18 protein-coding genes are annotated in these 16,159 nt (G+C 49.0%); 8 read left to right on the top strand and 10 right to left on the bottom strand.

From position 1 onward, the window contains the following. Positions 1-134: 134 nt before the first annotated feature. Entirely contained in the window at positions 135-683 is a 549-nt protein-coding gene (locus HCZ42_RS16180; protein WP_167421745.1) for a gamma carbonic anhydrase family protein, read from the top strand. Here the strand turns inward: HCZ42_RS16180 and HCZ42_RS16185 are convergent. The 4 genes from HCZ42_RS16185 to HCZ42_RS16200 form a co-directional block, all read right to left on the bottom strand. After that, positions 676-942: a DUF1488 domain-containing protein gene (locus tag HCZ42_RS16185; RefSeq protein ID WP_167421747.1), complete on the bottom strand. Its 267-nt coding sequence runs from the start codon at positions 940-942 to the stop codon at positions 676-678. The two genes, HCZ42_RS16180 and HCZ42_RS16185, sit on opposite strands and share 8 nt — an antisense overlap. After that, a complete protein-coding gene (gene aroE, locus HCZ42_RS16190; RefSeq protein ID WP_167421749.1) occupies positions 942-1,775 on the bottom strand; it encodes a shikimate dehydrogenase in 834 nt (277 codons plus the stop codon). Before aroE ends, HCZ42_RS16185 begins: the two co-directional genes overlap by 1 nt. 76 nt (positions 1,776-1,851) lie before the next feature. After that, entirely contained in the window at positions 1,852-2,769 is a 918-nt protein-coding gene (gene hemF / locus HCZ42_RS16195; protein WP_167421751.1) for an oxygen-dependent coproporphyrinogen oxidase, read from the bottom strand. Between the two features lie 11 nt (positions 2,770-2,780). Next, on the bottom strand, positions 2,781-3,338 hold the full coding sequence (locus HCZ42_RS16200; protein WP_167421753.1) for an L-threonylcarbamoyladenylate synthase: 558 nt from the start codon (positions 3,336-3,338) through the stop codon (positions 2,781-2,783). 198 nt (positions 3,339-3,536) lie between these two features. Between HCZ42_RS16200 and purE the strand changes: the two genes are divergently transcribed. Further along, positions 3,537-4,022, top strand: coding sequence for a 5-(carboxyamino)imidazole ribonucleotide mutase (purE, locus tag HCZ42_RS16205; protein ID WP_053408069.1), 486 nt, complete (start codon positions 3,537-3,539; stop codon positions 4,020-4,022). A gap of 4 nt (positions 4,023-4,026) precedes the next feature. Then, positions 4,027-5,163: a 5-(carboxyamino)imidazole ribonucleotide synthase gene (locus tag HCZ42_RS16210; RefSeq protein ID WP_167421754.1), complete on the top strand. Its 1,137-nt coding sequence runs from the start codon at positions 4,027-4,029 to the stop codon at positions 5,161-5,163. 31 nt (positions 5,164-5,194) lie between these two features. Here the strand turns inward: HCZ42_RS16210 and HCZ42_RS16215 are convergent, their stop codons facing one another. From HCZ42_RS16215 to HCZ42_RS16230, 4 genes are read right to left on the bottom strand one after another with little or no spacing between them, the layout of a single operon-like run. Then, on the bottom strand, positions 5,195-5,779 hold the full coding sequence (locus HCZ42_RS16215; protein WP_167421756.1) for a DNA topoisomerase family protein: 585 nt from the start codon (positions 5,777-5,779) through the stop codon (positions 5,195-5,197). 15 nt (positions 5,780-5,794) lie between these two features. Beyond that, positions 5,795-6,274, bottom strand: coding sequence for a DUF494 family protein (locus HCZ42_RS16220; RefSeq protein ID WP_167421757.1), 480 nt, complete (start codon positions 6,272-6,274; stop codon positions 5,795-5,797). Positions 6,275-6,276: 2 nt separating this feature from the next. Further along, on the bottom strand, positions 6,277-7,392 hold the full coding sequence (dprA, locus tag HCZ42_RS16225; RefSeq protein WP_167421759.1) for a DNA-processing protein DprA: 1,116 nt from the start codon (positions 7,390-7,392) through the stop codon (positions 6,277-6,279). Beyond that, positions 7,389-8,429, bottom strand: a complete 1,041-nt coding sequence (locus tag HCZ42_RS16230; RefSeq protein ID WP_167421760.1) for a LysM peptidoglycan-binding domain-containing protein — start codon at positions 8,427-8,429, stop codon at positions 7,389-7,391. The genes dprA and HCZ42_RS16230 overlap by 4 nt, the downstream gene beginning before the upstream one ends. Before the next feature lie 164 nt (positions 8,430-8,593). On the opposite strand from HCZ42_RS16230, the gene def reads away from it, so the two are divergent. The 5 genes from def to HCZ42_RS16255 all read left to right on the top strand — a co-directional run bounded on the left by def (position 8,594) and on the right by HCZ42_RS16255 (position 14,373). Continuing rightward, positions 8,594-9,115 carry a peptide deformylase gene (gene def, locus HCZ42_RS16235; protein WP_216599447.1) on the top strand — a complete coding sequence of 174 codons (522 nt, stop codon included), beginning with the start codon at positions 8,594-8,596 and terminating at the stop codon, positions 9,113-9,115. A 25-nt stretch (positions 9,116-9,140) separates the two neighbouring features. Continuing rightward, positions 9,141-10,088, top strand: a complete 948-nt coding sequence (fmt, locus tag HCZ42_RS16240) for a methionyl-tRNA formyltransferase (protein WP_167421762.1) — start codon at positions 9,141-9,143, stop codon at positions 10,086-10,088. Positions 10,089-10,159: 71 nt separating this feature from the next. Next, positions 10,160-11,440, top strand: coding sequence for a 16S rRNA (cytosine(967)-C(5))-methyltransferase RsmB (rsmB, locus tag HCZ42_RS16245; protein WP_167421764.1), 1,281 nt, complete (start codon positions 10,160-10,162; stop codon positions 11,438-11,440). A gap of 101 nt (positions 11,441-11,541) precedes the next feature. Continuing rightward, complete coding sequence (gene trkA, locus HCZ42_RS16250) at positions 11,542-12,918, top strand: Trk system potassium transporter TrkA (RefSeq protein WP_167421766.1); 1,377 nt, start codon at positions 11,542-11,544, stop codon at positions 12,916-12,918. Positions 12,919-12,927: 9 nt separating this feature from the next. Further along, complete coding sequence (locus tag HCZ42_RS16255; protein ID WP_167421768.1) at positions 12,928-14,373, top strand: TrkH family potassium uptake protein; 1,446 nt, start codon at positions 12,928-12,930, stop codon at positions 14,371-14,373. Here the strand turns inward: HCZ42_RS16255 and trhA are convergent. Next, a complete protein-coding gene (gene trhA / locus HCZ42_RS16260) occupies positions 14,370-15,023 on the bottom strand; it encodes a PAQR family membrane homeostasis protein TrhA (protein ID WP_167421770.1) in 654 nt (217 codons plus the stop codon). The two genes, HCZ42_RS16255 and trhA, sit on opposite strands and share 4 nt — an antisense overlap. Before the next feature lie 86 nt (positions 15,024-15,109). Continuing rightward, positions 15,110-15,907: a sporulation protein gene (locus HCZ42_RS16265; RefSeq protein ID WP_167421772.1), complete on the bottom strand. Its 798-nt coding sequence runs from the start codon at positions 15,905-15,907 to the stop codon at positions 15,110-15,112. Positions 15,908-16,159: the final 252 nt, after the last annotated feature.

A 16,159-nucleotide genomic window follows, 5' to 3' on the forward strand; every position in this document is an offset into this window, starting at 1 on the left:
CGTCACGTTGGCAAGCCCTTTTTGCAGTTTTTTTTGATTTTTTTGCCTTTTGGGTATTTTCTATCCAAAAGCATCTGTTTTAGGTACTCTTCTATCACTTGTCAGCCCTAAACTAGCATATATAAGGATAAAAAATGAGCGCTTTACGCAGTTACAAAGGAATCACTCCGCAGATCGGCCAACGAGTTTATATCGATAGTAGCTCAGTCTTGGTGGGCGACATTCAAATTGGCGACGATTCGAGTATTTGGCCACTCGTTGCTGCCCGTGGTGATGTAAACCATATCCATATCGGCGAGCGCAGCAATGTTCAGGACGGTAGCGTATTGCACGTCACTCATAAGAATGCTGAAAATCCTAACGGTTACCCTCTTATTATTGGTAACGATGTCACCATCGGCCACAAAGTAATGCTGCACGGCTGCACTATTCACGACCGAGTACTCGTTGGAATGGGCACGATTGTATTGGATGGTGTCGTGGTTGAAGAAGAAGTGATGATTGGCGCAGGTAGCTTAGTGCCACCAGGAAAGACTTTGGAGAGTGGTTTCTTGTACGTAGGAAGCCCGGTTAAGCAAGCTCGCCCTTTAAGCGATAAAGAACGAGCCTTTTTGCAAAAGTCTGCCGACAACTATGTACAGAATAAAGAAGACTACTTACATCAAGTCGAAGAAATCAGCTAACGACTTCTATCTGACCAGACGCGTCAAACTCTTCCTCTTCTATTAGTTCTTCAGCAAGCTCTTCCAGTTCAAAACGGCACTGGGTAAACACATCAAGAGCTTGCTGCTTATCTTCTATTTTCTGCCCAGAGATTTTTTCCAGTTCGGCTTGACGGATAAAGCACTCAATCAAGGCTCCAGATTGCTGAGCTGGGAACGTCACGGCTTGTTGTTCTTCATCCCAGCTTTGGATATCGGGGAATAGAATCGATTGATTCATTATGCGCCTTCTAAGTTTCTTCTAAGTTCACGTAAGATCTGTTTGGTACCCGGTCTTAAACCACGCCACAACATAAAGCTTTCTGCCGCTTGGCCCACCAACATACCGAGTCCATCGTACGCCGCCGCGACACCATGCTCCATTGCCCATTGATTAAACGCAGTTTTCCCCGTGCCATACATCATGTCATACGCGTAAGTATGTCGGGTAAAGATAATGGGAGATATCGCAGGCAGTTCGCCTGATAAGCTCGCAGACGTGGAGTTAATAACCACGTCGAATGCATGATCGATTTCGTTCATAGCCAGCGCTTTAATCTCGCCATAGGGTGAGAATAGCTCAGCCAGTTGCTCTGCTTTTGATAAGGTGCGGTTGGTAATGATGATTTCTGCTGGTTGCTGGTCGAGCAAGGGTTTAATAACACCACGCGCCGCGCCACCCGCGCCAATTAATAAAATACGAGCCCCCGCTAGCGGGACTTGATATTGCAACAAGTCTTGCACTAGCCCTTCACCGTCAGTGTTATCACCAATGATATCGCCGTCATCCAGCTTTTTCAGCGTATTCACCGCTCCAGCCAATTTGGCGCGTTCGGTCAATCGAGTGGCAAATTGATACGCCTCTTCTTTAAAAGGTACGGTGATGTTACACCCCTTACCGCCCGTAGCGAAAAACTCTTTCGCCGCTGGGACAAAACCATCAACAGGCGCGAGTTCTGCGGTATAGGTTAATGACTGATTCGTCTGGCGAGCAAATAACGTATGAATGAAGGGGGATTTACTGTGTCCAATGGGGTTACCAAAAACGGCGTAACGATCAGTTTGCTGTGTCATATCCTTACCTACAGAAAAAATAAAGGGTCAATGCCTAAACAATGACCCTATCACTATCTATATAAGGAGAAAAGCTTTACCACTCTCTCGGTTTGAGGAAGTGATCGTACAACTCGGCTTCTGGTGAACCCGGCTCAACTTGGTAGCTGTATTCCCAGCGAGCCAAAGGTGGCATCGACATTAAGATGGATTCTGTACGTCCACCACTTTGTAAGCCAAATAAGGTGCCACGGTCAAAGACGAGGTTGAACTCAACATAACGACCACGTCGGTATAGCTGGAACTGACGTTCGCGCTCACCATACTCGGTATCTTTGCGACGCTCTACTATCGGAATATACGCTTGGGTATACCCTTTACCAACCGCTTTGATGTAATCTAAACACTTATCAAACTCCCATTGGTTGAGGTCATCAAAGAATAAACCACCGACACCACGCGTTTCATCGCGATGGGGTAAATAGAAGTATTTGTCACACCAAGCTTTGTGTTCTGCATAAACCTCTTCACCAAACGGTGCACACACTTCTTTGGCTACGTCGTGCCAGTACTGCGCATCCTGTTCGAACGGGTAAAATGGAGTTAAGTCAAAGCCACCACCAAACCACCAGATCGGCTCTTCGCCTTCTTTCTCAGCGATAAAGAAACGGACATTCGCGTGCGAAGTCGGTACATACGGGTTATTCGGGTGCATCACTAATGAAACTCCCATCGCCTCAAAGTGACGCCCTGCCAGTTCCGGACGGTGCGCCGTCGCTGATGCGGGCATCTGTTTGCCCTGAACGTGCGAGAAGTTCACCCCGCCTTGTTCAAAGACCGCACCGTCTTTCATTACGCGCGTGCGGCCACCGCCACCGAGTCGCTCTCCCGGCTCGCGGTGCCAAGCGTCTTCGACAAACGTCGCTTGGCCGTCAACTTGCTCTAGTTGCTGACAAATTGAATCTTGTAGATCCATTAAGAACTGTTTAACCGCTTGTTTATTTATGGCTGACATTCTGTTTCCTGTTAACCCTGTCTTAATACGTGTGAGGTTTTTGCATCGCGAATTTCGCTGGGCTTATCTCGACCCCCTGTTGCACCGACTAAAATCGCCACCAGTTGGTCACCCAACTGTTGCTGTACTTGCTCAGTGGTCATACACGGTGGTTGGCCGGTCAAATTTGCGCTGGTAGAGGTTAACGGCTTTCCAAAGGCATTACACATCTTTTGTACCAAAGGATGATCGCTAACACGCACCGCAATAGAGTTGTGTTCGCCTGAGACCCATTTCGACACTCGCTCGCTCGACGGCATAATCCAAGTCACAGGCCCCGGCCAAGTCTGCTTTACGTCATTGAGCTGCGTTTGAGATAACTGGCTTTCATCGATATAAGGCTGCAACTGTTGATAACTGGCGGCAATCAAGATCAGTCCCTTTTCGACTGGTCGCTGTTTCAGCGCTAACAATTTTTGAATCGCTTCTGGATTGTCGGGATCGCAGCCGACACCAAACACGCCTTCGGTCGGGTAGGCGATCACTTCGCCGTCTTGCAACGCTTTAAGTACCTGGTCAAAGTTGTCCACCATCGATTCCTATTCAATCTCGCTTATTTCTCGCTGTCAGTTTACAAACAATCACCGAGTGAGACTAAAGCTATTTATTTTTAATTTTCATCATCCTATTTCAAACCCTGCGCAAACGTTTGCTTCAAGTAAAAATCCCCGTATAATGCGCACAAACTGATCCTCACCTATATTAGTGCAGCGTTTAAGGAGTTTGAGATGAAAGTCGGTATCATCATGGGTTCAAAATCAGATTGGCCAACCATGAAGCTCGCAGCAGAAATGCTCGACAAGTTCGGTGTTGAGTACGAAACCAAAGTTGTTTCCGCTCACCGTACACCTCAACTACTTGCCGATTACGCGAACAGTGCAAAAGAACGCGGACTCAAAGTAATTATTGCTGGCGCTGGCGGTGCGGCTCACCTACCAGGAATGGCGGCAGCCTTTACCAGCTTGCCTGTTTTGGGCGTACCGGTTCAATCTCGCGCTCTAAAAGGCATGGACTCACTGCTATCCATTGTTCAAATGCCAAAAGGTATCGCAGTAGGCACCTTAGCAATTGGCGAAGCTGGTGCAGCGAACGCAGGCATTCTTGCGGCGCAAATCATAGGCACTCACGATGAAAGCGTGATGGCAAAAGTGGAAGCATTCCGCAATGAACAGACGGAAACCGTTCTAGCTAACCCAAACCCAGCAGAGGACTAATCTGATGCACGTTTTAGTGTTAGGCGCAGGGCAACTGGCTCGCATGATGTCACTCGCAGGTGCGCCGCTAAACATTGAGATTTCCGCGTATGACGTTGGTAGTGAAACTATCGTTCACCCGCTCACTCAAACCGTGCTAGGGAAAGGGTTAGAAAATGCCATCGCTAAAGCCGATGTTATTACTGCCGAGTTTGAACACATTCCTCACGATATCTTGGCGATCTGCGAACAAAGCGGAAAATTCTTACCCTCGGCGCAAGCGATCAAAGCTGGTGGTGACCGCCGCATCGAAAAGGCCTTACTCGACGATGCCGGCGTACGTAACGCGAAATACTACGTGATTCAAACGAGAGAAGACCTTGACCTCGCGATTGAACACGTTGGTATTCCAATGGTACTAAAAAGCGCTTTGGGAGGTTATGACGGCAAAGGCCAATGGCGCCTGAAGCAACTCGACCAAGTTGAGGCGATTTGGGCTGAAATGGCAGCTTGTATTGCAGAAACCGAGACTCAAGCGATTGTCGCCGAAGAGTTTGTTCCGTTTAGCCGTGAAGTGTCCTTGGTCGGCGCGCGTGGCAAAGACGGCTCGGTTGCGGTTTACCCATTGGCAGAAAACGTACACACCGACGGTGTACTCAGCCTATCGACCGCGATCTCAGACTTAGAGTTGCAGCAACAAGCCAACGAAATGTTCACCGCCGTGGCAGAAACACTCAATTATGTCGGCGTACTTGCACTGGAGTTTTTTGACGTAGATGGCGCACTGCTGGTTAACGAGATTGCACCGCGTGTACACAACTCAGGGCACTGGACGCAACAAGGCGCAGAGACGTGTCAGTTTGAAAACCACCTGCGTGCAGTGTGTGGTTTACCGCTAGGCAGCACTAAACTGATTCGTGAAACCTCGATGATTAATATCTTGGGTGAAGACAGCGTACCTAACACCGTATTGGAAATGGCAGGCTGTCACGTTCACTGGTACGGCAAAGAGAAACGTCCTGGACGTAAGATGGGGCATATCAACGTCTGTGGTGACTACTCTGGTGAACTACAGCGCAATCTCTGTGCGCTCGCGGATGTACTGGATAAACAAGCGTTTCCCGCCGTGCATCAATTCGCAGCCAGTGTATTGGCAGACTAATAAACAAAAACGGCGCTCAATGCGCCGTTTTTTATTTCTCTTCTTGAACGTGATGACATTTCCTATCCGCACATTGGTATTTGCTGCCGCTGGCTGACTTCTTTTCTATCAGCAGAGGATAACCACATTTCTCGCACTTTCCTGCGACGGGTGGCTGATTGACAGCAAACTTGCACTTCGGATAGTTATCGCACGCATAAAACAATTTACCAAAGCGGGTCTTTCGCTCCACCAGCTGACCTTTTGCACATTCCGGGCAAGAAATGGACGGCGCTTCTTTGTCGTCTTCGGGTTGGTCAAGCGATTCTATATGATGGCATTGAGGATAGTTGCTACAACCGATAAACATGCCATAGCGACCTTGGCGCAACACCAACTCACTCGCACATTCCGGACAAGGAATGCCAAGCTCTTTGATGATATGGCCATCGTTTTGGTGTAGGGGTTTGATAAAGTCACAAACTGGGTATTGGTCACAGCCCAAAAATGGACCATGCTTGCCATGGCGAAGGTGTAGTTCACCATGGCGTTGTTCTGATTGACACTTAGGGCAGGTTTGGTGCTCTAGTGCATGTTCATGAGCTGAAAACAGCTGATGGTCGATCTTACTGCTCATAACTTATCGCGGTAATTAATGAAGAACACCTTGTTCTTTGGTGTACAACAACTCTTCCATAAGCGTGTAAGCATTTTCGTTGCCTGGTACGTTAAACAGCACCATCAGCACGATCCATTTCAGGTCATCCAGTTCAAACTCATCGGTTTCCAGCCCCATGATACGGTCAATGACCATTTCACGAGTTTCTGTCGTCAGAACATTGATTTGTTCTAAGAACATCAAAAAACCACGACACTCAACGCTTAACCGTTCGCACTCTTTAGGCGTGTAAATACGAGTAGAACCCGAGGTGCTACACACGGAGATAGACGAATGGGCTTCACTTTGTTGGAGTGCCGCCAAATCTTCCAGCCAAACAAGGGCTTTGTAGATATCTTTTTGATGAAAACCAGCGCGAATAAGCTCTTCTTCCAGCTCATCTTGATTGACCTGTAACTCTGCATCGCTATGGATGTAGGTTTCGAACAGATACATTAAAATATCCATCATCATAGCTAGCCCCTCCCCTTTCGAATATAGCCACCAGAAACTGCAACAACGTGCCCTTCGAGCTCAAGCTCCAAAAGCTGCATCATGACGTCTTGTACAGGTATATTGGTCCTGCTTGCAAGAATATCAACGGGTGTAGCCTCACTTCCTACGTTAGCTAACAGCTGAGGAAATGGCAATCGTTCTTTTGTTTCTATTTGCTCAAATAGCTCGGTTTGTACAGGTGGCTTATTTAGATCAGACCAGCGAACGAGGGTATCAATTTCATCCAGAATGTCTGAGACGTTTTGCACCAGACACGCACCCTGTTTAATCAATACGTTACAGCCGCGCCCTTGCGGATGATGGATAGAACTGGGAATCGCAAACACATCTCGACCTTGCTCAGCCGCGTAGCGGGCGGTAATCAAAGAACCGCTCTTTTCTGCCGCTTCCACCACCAATACGCCAGTGGATAAACCGCTGATGATGCGATTGCGACGTGGAAAATGATCGGCTTTCGGTTTAGCCGTCGGATGAAACTCAGAAACCAGCGCGCCACTATCAACAATACGTGAGGCCAAACCTCGGTGACGAGCCGGATAAATTGTGTTCAGTCCACAGCCGAGCACCGCGACCGTCTGCCCTCCACCTTTGAGTGCACCGTCATGGGCATACCCATCAACCCCCAATGCCAGACCACTGGTGATCACCAGTTGATGCTCGACCAATTCCTGAGCGAAGCTGCGCGCGGTATTTAATCCATCAATACTCGCGTTGCGACTTCCTACCATTGCAAGTTGAGGCTTAGCCAAACAAGAAACCTCCCCTTCAACAAACAGCACCGCTGGCGCAGAAAGCGTTTGTTTCAATAGTAGAGGGTAACGGCAATCATTGAGTAACAAGATATGGCGTTGATTGGAGGCGTTTGCCCATTCTAGGCACGCGTCCACATCTCGAGAAGACTGATTTTTGAGGTAATCGACTTGGGCTTGGGAGAACCCCATCGTCAATAGATCAGAAGGAGCTGACTCGACGAAAGTGGCAGGCTCATCGATCGCAGTCAGCTTATGAAACGTTTTAGGGCCAACTCTCGGCGTAAAGTAGAGCGCCAGCCACGCCGATAGCTCGACTTCGCTCATTGAGACTCGTGAGTGAGCGGCGATTTAAGAATAGTTTCTTTCCCTACCGGTTCAGTACTTTCGGTGACGAGCGCCAAGCTAAAGTAAGGGTACGGACGAATGACCATCAAGTTACCAATACGGGTATCCGGCAAACGCGACTCATCGTTGTCATCACTTTCAATCGAGACTTCAACCCCCTGACTGTAAAGTTCAAACATCGAGCCTTGACGCAATTGGTCTTTTTCACCGCGGTCCAAAATCACCACTTGGTTTTGGCCAACGTACTGACTGCCTTCGAGTGAACCAAGGATATTAGCAAAGCTCTCTTTTGGCGTAGGGATTGGGTAGAATGTGGTTGAGAGAGAATGCATCTCCACGTCCACATCTGGTAGGGCAATGTCATCCACCATCACTTCTTGAGACTGAGTGACCACATTCAAGCCGCTAAACTGAGGTTGGGTTTCTTGCAACTCGGCAGTGGCGATTTTCTTCAATGCAATCACGGTACGATCGTCTCTTTGATACTCTTTTAGTGGGCGGTAGATCGTCCAAGTTTTCACTTGGTGCTCGCCAGTGATGTACAACAAGCCTTGATTGGATAGATACTTTTTGCCATCGCTCGCACCGAGCACTCTCGGGCTGGCGTCCAGTTCCGATGCGCTGAGTAAGCGATCCGATTCAATATAAGGCAGCACTAAACCCGCATTCACGGTCGATACCGCCTCTTTTTCTAATACGCGCACTTTCGGGCTGAGTTTTACCATCGGTTTGAGGCTTAACACCGGATGACCGTCACGCCAAATCAGACTCAGGCGATCTCCTGGGTAAATCAGATGGGGGTTGTCGATATCAGGGTTAACTTGCCACAGCCGCGGCCACAACCAAGGGCTATCAAGATACATCGCCGAGATATCCCAAAGCGTATCCCCTTTCACAACCGTGTAAGTCGTTGGTGCGTCTTGTTTTACACTCAACGGTTTTTGCTCGGCAAAGGTGGGAAACGCGAGACTTAATGACAACAAAGCACTTACTGAAACCCCTAATCGACGTGGCATAACAATCATCCTGATACCCAATAAAACAATACAATCTCAGTTCAGCTAAACTGATTAGAAAAGAGTCAAAAACGCAATGATGCTGTCATTTAGGTTATAAAATGTCTAGAATTGAGCCAACAAGGTTTATCCTGATTCGGCACAGTTCAACATTTCGAGTGTATATGTCTGTATTACAAGTATTAACATTCCCAGATGATCGTCTTCGCACCGTGGCAAAACCCGTGGAAGAGGTGACTCCTGAGATTCAAAAATTCGTTGATGACATGATTGAAACCATGTACGACGAAGAAGGTATTGGCCTGGCAGCAACCCAGGTAGATTTCCATCAGCGTATCGTCGTGATCGACATTTCAGATACGCGCGATCAGCCAATGGTTCTGATCAACCCGGAAATCCTTGAGAAACGTGGTGAAGACGGTATCGAAGAAGGCTGTCTTTCTGTTCCTGGCGCACGCGCGTTGGTTCCTCGTGCGGCTGAAGTCACTGTTAAAGCGCTTAACCGCGACGGTGAAGAGTTCACATTCGAAGCAGACGATCTGCTGGCGATTTGTGTACAGCACGAACTTGACCACTTAGAAGGCAAACTTTTTGTTGATTACCTATCGCCTCTAAAACGTAAGCGTATTCAAGAGAAGCTGGCAAAGATTAAGCGTTTCAACGAGAAACAAGCCAACCAAGCCTAATGCCAATAAATTGAAGGAACGTACCTTGAGCAAACCATTAAAAATTGTTTTCGCAGGTACTCCGGACTTCGCCGCCCGTCACTTGGCGGCGTTGTTGTCTTCGGAGCACGATGTTATTGCGGTTTACACCAACCCAGACCGCCCAGCGGGTCGTGGTAAAAAGCTCACAGCGAGTGCAGTAAAGAACGTTGCCCTTGAGCACAATATTCCTGTCTACCAGCCAGAAAACTTTAAGTCAGATGAAGCCAAACAAGAGCTTGCCGACTTAAACGCCGATATCATGGTCGTGGTGGCTTACGGTATGCTATTACCGCAAGCGGTTCTCGACACCCCTAAACTGGGTTGTATCAACGTACACGGCTCGATTCTTCCTCGTTGGCGTGGTGCCGCACCGATTCAGCGCTCTATTTGGGCGGGCGATAAAGAGACTGGCGTGACCATCATGCAGATGGATATTGGTCTAGATACCGGTGACATGCTGAAAGTCGCAACACTCCCTATCGAAGCAAGCGACACCAGTGCATCGATGTATGAAAAACTTGCAGAGCTTGGCCCACAAGCATTAGTCGAATGCCTTGCGGATATCGCATCTGGTCGTGCTGTCGCTGTCAAACAAGACGACGAATTAGCCAACTACGCGAAGAAGTTAAGCAAAGAAGAAGCCCTGATCAACTGGAGCGACGATGCGGAACACATCGAACGCTGCGTTCGTGCTTTCAACCCTTGGCCAATGAGCCACTTTGTTGCTGCAGATAACAGCATCAAGGTATGGCAAAGCCGAGTAGAAAAACAAACCACCGATCAACCTGCGGGCACAATTCTCCAAGCAGACAAAACCGGCATTTATATTGCGACTGGTAATGGTGTATTGGTATTGGAGCAACTTCAGGTTCCGGGTAAAAAGGCGATGCACGTTCAGGATATTCTCAACTCTCGCGCCGACTGGTTTGCGGTGGGAACCCAACTGGTTTAATGATTATCTCTTAACAGAGAAACGTACATTTTGAGGGTGGAGACACCCTCCCTTAATTTAAGGTATTGATAATGAATGTTCGCGCTGCTGCAGCCAACGTCCTATTCCAAGTGGTCGATAAAGGTCACTCTCTTTCCAACGCTCTGCCTGCGGCTCAACAACAGGTAAAACCACGCGACCAAGCGCTACTGCAAGAGATTTGCTACGGTGCACTCCGCTACTTACCTCGTCTGGAATCCATTGCCAATGAACTGATGGATAAACCGCTGAAAGGCAAACAACGCGTATTCCATCACCTGATTTTGGTTGGTATTTACCAACTGAGCTTTATGCGTATTCCCGCGCATGCAGCGGTGGGTGAAACCGTGGAAGGCACCAAAACCCTTAAAGGTCCTCGCTTACGTGGGCTGATCAACGCGGTATTGCGTAACTACCAGCGTAATCAGGAAGAGTTGGACGCGATGGCGATCAGCCACAACGCAGGGAAATACGGCCACCCAAGCTGGTTGCTAAAGCTGTTGCAAGAAAGCTACCCGCAACAATGGGAAAGCATTGTTGAAGCGAACAACAACAAAGCGCCGATGTGGCTGCGCGTAAACCATAAGCACCACACTCGCGATCAATATCTTGAGTTACTCAAAAGTGAAAACATTGATAGCACTGCGCACAGTGAAGCTAAAGACGCTCTAAAATTGGCTTCGCCTTGCGACGTGACTAAATTGCCAGGCTTTGACAAAGGTTGGGTATCAGTACAAGACGCAGCGGCTCAGTTGTCACTCAACTACCTGACACCGAAAGATGGCGAACTGATTCTCGATTGCTGCGCCGCACCAGGTGGTAAAACTGCGCATATCCTTGAGCGTACTCAAGGCAGCCAAGTGGTAGCAATCGACTGTGATGAATCGCGTCTGAAACGCGTGCACGACAACTTACAGCGTCTAAATCTCAAAGCGGAAGTTATTTGCGGTGACGCACGTAATCCACAAGATTGGTGGCAAGGCGAGCAGTTTGATCGCATTCTTCTAGATGCACCTTGTTCTGCAACAGGTGTTATACGTCGACATCCTGATATAAAGTGGTTACGACGTGGCGAAGATATCGCGGCATTGGCTGAGCTTCAAAGTGAAATCCTTGACGCGATGTGGCAACAATTGAAGCCAGGCGGCACGCTCGTCTACGCAACTTGTTCTATCACTCCTCAAGAGAACAAAGAGCAAGTAAAAGCATTCTTAGCCCGTACTCAGGATGCGCAACTTGAAGGCTCCGATGCTAAAAATCCAGGTCGCCAAATTCTACCTGGCGAAGAGGATATGGATGGCTTCTACTACGCCATTCTGCACAAAAACGCGTAATTTAGACGGGCGGTGAAAGCAATTTCATCGCCCTGTTTATACCTACTCCGGCGAGCTGTTCGAGGGCTGGATAGGAACCAATAGTTGAACGAGAATACAGTATGAAAATCATCATTCTTGGTGCTGGTCAGGTTGGCGGCACGCTGGCGGAAAACCTTGTGGGTGAGAACAACGATATTACTATTGTTGACCAAAACAATGACCGCTTGAGAGAGCTGCAGGATAAATACGACTTGCGAGTCGTTCACGGCCACGCCAGCCATCCCGATGCGCTGCGTGAAGCTGGCGCTCAAGACGCAGACATGCTCGTCGCGGTGACCAATACGGACGAAACCAACATGGCAGCTTGTCAGGTGGCCTTTTCTCTGTTCAACACGCCTAACCGCATTGCGCGAATCCGTGCGCCAGAATATCTGGCAGAAAAAGAAGCCCTATTCCAATCGGGGGCGGTTCCGGTCGATCACTTGATCGCGCCGGAAGAATTGGTGACGAGCTACATCGAACGCCTGATCCAATATCCGGGTGCGCTACAGGTAGTGAGCTTTGCCGATCAGAAAGTCAGCTTAGTGGCGGTAAAAGCCTACTATGGCGGTCCACTGGTTGGTAACGCGCTATCAACCTTGCGTGAGCATATGCCGCACATCGATACCCGCGTTGCGGCGATTTTCCGTCAAGGGCGTCCGATTCGTCCACAAGGCACCACGATTATTGAAGCGGACGATGAAGTGTTCTTCGTTGCGGCGAGTAACCATATCCGCTCAGTAATGAGTGAGTTACAACGCCTAGAGAAACCGTATCGCCGCATTATGATCGTTGGTGGTGGTAACATCGGCGCGAGCTTAGCTAAACGCTTAGAGCAAACCTACAGCGTTAAACTGATTGAGCGCGGCTACCAACGTGCAGAAAAGCTCTCCGAAGAGTTAGAAAACACCATTGTATTCTGTGGTGACGCCGCAGACCAAGAACTACTGAGCGAAGAGAACATCGACCAAGTCGATGTGTTTATCGCCCTGACCAACGAAGACGAAACCAACATCATGTCGGCGATGCTCGCCAAGCGCATGGGTGCGAAGAAAGTGATGGTGCTGATCCAGCGCGGTGCTTACGTCGACCTAGTACAAGGCGGCGTGATTGACGTGGCGATCTCACCTCAGCAAGCGACCATTTCCGCGCTACTGACCCACGTGCGTCGTGCAGATATTGTCAACGTATCGTCACTACGCCGAGGCGCGGCTGAAGCGATCGAGGCGATTGCTCACGGCGACGAAACCACGTCTAAAGTGGTCGGCCGCGCAATTGGTGATATCAAACTGCCGCCAGGTACAACCATCGGCGCGATTGTGCGCGGTGAAGAAGTCCTAATTGCCCACGATAGAACCGTGATTGAGCAAGACGACCACGTGGTGATGTTCTTGGTCGACAAGAAATACGTGCCAGACGTCGAAGCCTTGTTCCAACCGAGTCCGTTCTTCCTATAAGGCGAGGTTATGGTCAACTTCCGTCCGGTACTGTTTGTTATAGGGTTGGTGCTGTCAAAGATCGCCCTGTTTATGTATGTCCCAACCCTAGTGGCGTTTTTTAGCGGCACTGCGGGCTTTTTGGAATTCGGACAAGCGGTTCTTATCACCCATATGGTGGCGTTTATTTGCTTAAGCGTCGGTCGAACGACGCGCTTCAAGCTCAGCGTACGGGACATGTTCCTGATCACCAGCTTAGTATGGACCATCGCCAGTGCCTTTGCGGCGCTGCCGTTCGTGTTTATCAACCACATCAGCTTTACTGACGCCTATTTCGAAACCATGTCGGGTATCACCACCACAGGTTCGACGGTATTGAGCGGCTTGGACGGGATGGCGCCGAGTATCCTGCTATGGCGTTCGATATTGCAGTGGCTCGGCGGGATTGGCTTCATCGTCATGGCCGTGGCGGTACTGCCGATGCTCAACGTCGGTGGTATGAAGCTGTTCCACACCGAATCCTCAGACTGGTCAGATAAAAGCAGCCCGCGCGCCAAAACGGTCGCCAAGAACATCGTACTGGTGTATTTGACGTTAACCGGGTTGTGTTTGATTGGCTATATGCTGACGGGGATGAATCTGTTCGAAGCGATCAACCACTCGTTCACGACGCTTTCGACGGGAGGCTACTCAACTTCGGACGGTTCAATGAACCACTTCTCCAATGGCGCACACTGGGTTGCGACCCTATTTATGTTCTTGGGTGGTCTGCCGTTTCTATTGTTTGTCTCGGCACTGCGTAAGCGCCGGCTGGATGAATTATTTAAAGACGCGCAAGTTCGAGGCTTCACCATCTTATTTCTCGCAAGTAGCGTGGTGATCTCGAGCTGGCTGGTGATTCGCGACGGCTACAGCGTGCTAGACGCCATGCGGGTATCGATGTTCAACATCGTCTCAGTAGTGACGACCACCGGATTTGGTCTTGAAGACTTTACCGCTTGGGGCGCACTACCGACAACGCTGTTTGCGTTTTTAATGATGGCTGGAGCCTGTTCTGGCTCGACGTCAGGCGGGATCAAAGTGTTCCGCTTCCAAATCGCGATGACACTGCTGAATAAGCAGATGATGAAGCTTATTCATCCTTCAGGAGTGTTCGTTCAACGCTATAACAACCGTCCGGTCAACGATGACATCGTTCGCTCAATCATCGCATTTGGTCTTACTTTCTTTATCACTATCATCGTGATTGCTGGCGCGCTCAGTGCAATGGGCTTAGACCCTATCACCAGCATTTCTGGCGCGATTACGGCTGTGGCTAACGTAGGCCCGGGGATGGGTGCAGTGATCGGTCCAACCGGAAACTTTGCCCCTCTGCCAGACGCGGCAAAATGGATCTTGAGCCTTGGCATGCTGATGGGGCGCCTAGAGATTTTGACCTTACTGGTGCTATTCTTCCCGGCGTTCTGGCGTCGCTAGATAGGCTCAACGTAGAGATAGATGGCGAAAAAGTGGCAAGCGCAACCCGCTAAAACAAAACCGTGCCAAATGGCATGATTGAAAGGGATGCGTTTCGCCACGTAGAAAATCACCCCAAGCGTGTAAATCACTCCACCAACCGCTAGCAAAGTTAATCCACCGATATCTAGGTTCAGCGCCAATTGATAAATCACCACCAGCGATAACCACCCCATCAACAAATACGTCACCAATGACAAGCGTTTAAAGCGGTAGACGAACGCCAGCTTCATAATGATACCGATCAGCGCGATACTCCAGATCACGATCATCAGACCAATCGCCAAAGGCGTGCGCAGACTGACCAACAAAAACGGCGTATAGCTGCCCGCGATCAGCAAGTAGATCGCGCAGTGGTCGAAGGTTTTTAGGGCTTTCTTAGCTTTTTGGTGCGGTATCGCGTGGTAGAGCGTCGATGCAAGAAACAGCACAATCATGCTGCCACCGTAGACACTCATACTAGTGATGGTTAACGCATCAGCATTGCGGTCAATCGCTTTAACCAAGAGTAAAATCAAGCCAACGATACCCATCACCATACCCAAAGCATGAGTCACTGTGTTGGCGATTTCTTCTTTAACGCTGTATTCGTGTTGTTTGCTAGTAGACATGGATGCGCACACTCCAGAGTCGATCAATCATTCCGGAGTATGGCACATTGAGCTTACACTTGTAAGCTTAAATAATTAAGGTTCGGTTAAGAATGTTCGTCGAGGTACTGCAACACCTGCTGTCCGGCTTCGGCTGGCGAACTATTTAACGGGATTGAGAGCTGGCGTTTCAGCTCACTTCGACCAAGCAGGCTGGCCAACATGCCTCTTGCCCCTTCGCGGTGTCTATCGATTTCGAACCACATTTTCAGCTCGTCTTCACTGCGATAAGCGACGATTTCTAACTCACGCCAGCGACCATGAAACGGCCCGGTCGTCGGCACAAATTCAAACTCTTGGACAAACGGCATCTCGAAACCTTTGACGGCTTCGCACTCAACCTGTCGAATTCGCAATCCCTGGTCTTCTAACGCGGTAAAAATCGCGTCGAGCAACGGGTCTGGTCGCACGGTCAAAATATCTTTATCGCTTGGATCTTTCGCCTTGGCGATATCCAATCCGGTTTCCAGCCATACTTTGGAATCACCGATAGTGACTGGTGTATTCCAAGGCACATCCAACTCCACATCGAAATCACGCTCTTCACCCGGTTGAATAGTAAAGGCATACGGCAGAGTCCACTTCGCTAAAACATAGCTGGTTGGTACACGACGCATACTGCCACCATCATGATGACTTCTTTCATTATTGGCCGGTACTTCCTTGATATAACGGCAATACAGCTTCAAATCGATGTTATCGATCTCTTGCGCCGTCGCGCCGCCATAAACGTGAATGGTGATATTCACTTTCTGGCCGGGATAAAGCACCTCTTGCTTGAGGACAGAGTCCACTTTTGCTGAACCAATCCCAAAGCTAGCAAGGGTTTTCTTGAATAACGACATTCACTCCTCCTTAGCACATTCAATACCAGACGATATGCTTAAAGTAACATACTAATCTGCGATACTGTCTTACTGCTAGTACGTTTCTCACATAATTGTAGCGTGCAACACAATGCAAATACGATTAGATATCGATCAATTGAAATCTTGGTGCTAATCTAGTTATTGATGTGCTTGCATATCGTTATTCCTAGTTAATTATTTGGATTGGCGAAGGCCAAAAAGAGCGAACCTTCAGCAATGAAGCTCAAC

Source organism: Vibrio hepatarius, assembly GCF_011806575.1.
Taxonomy (GTDB): domain Bacteria; phylum Pseudomonadota; class Gammaproteobacteria; order Enterobacterales; family Vibrionaceae; genus Vibrio; species Vibrio hepatarius_A.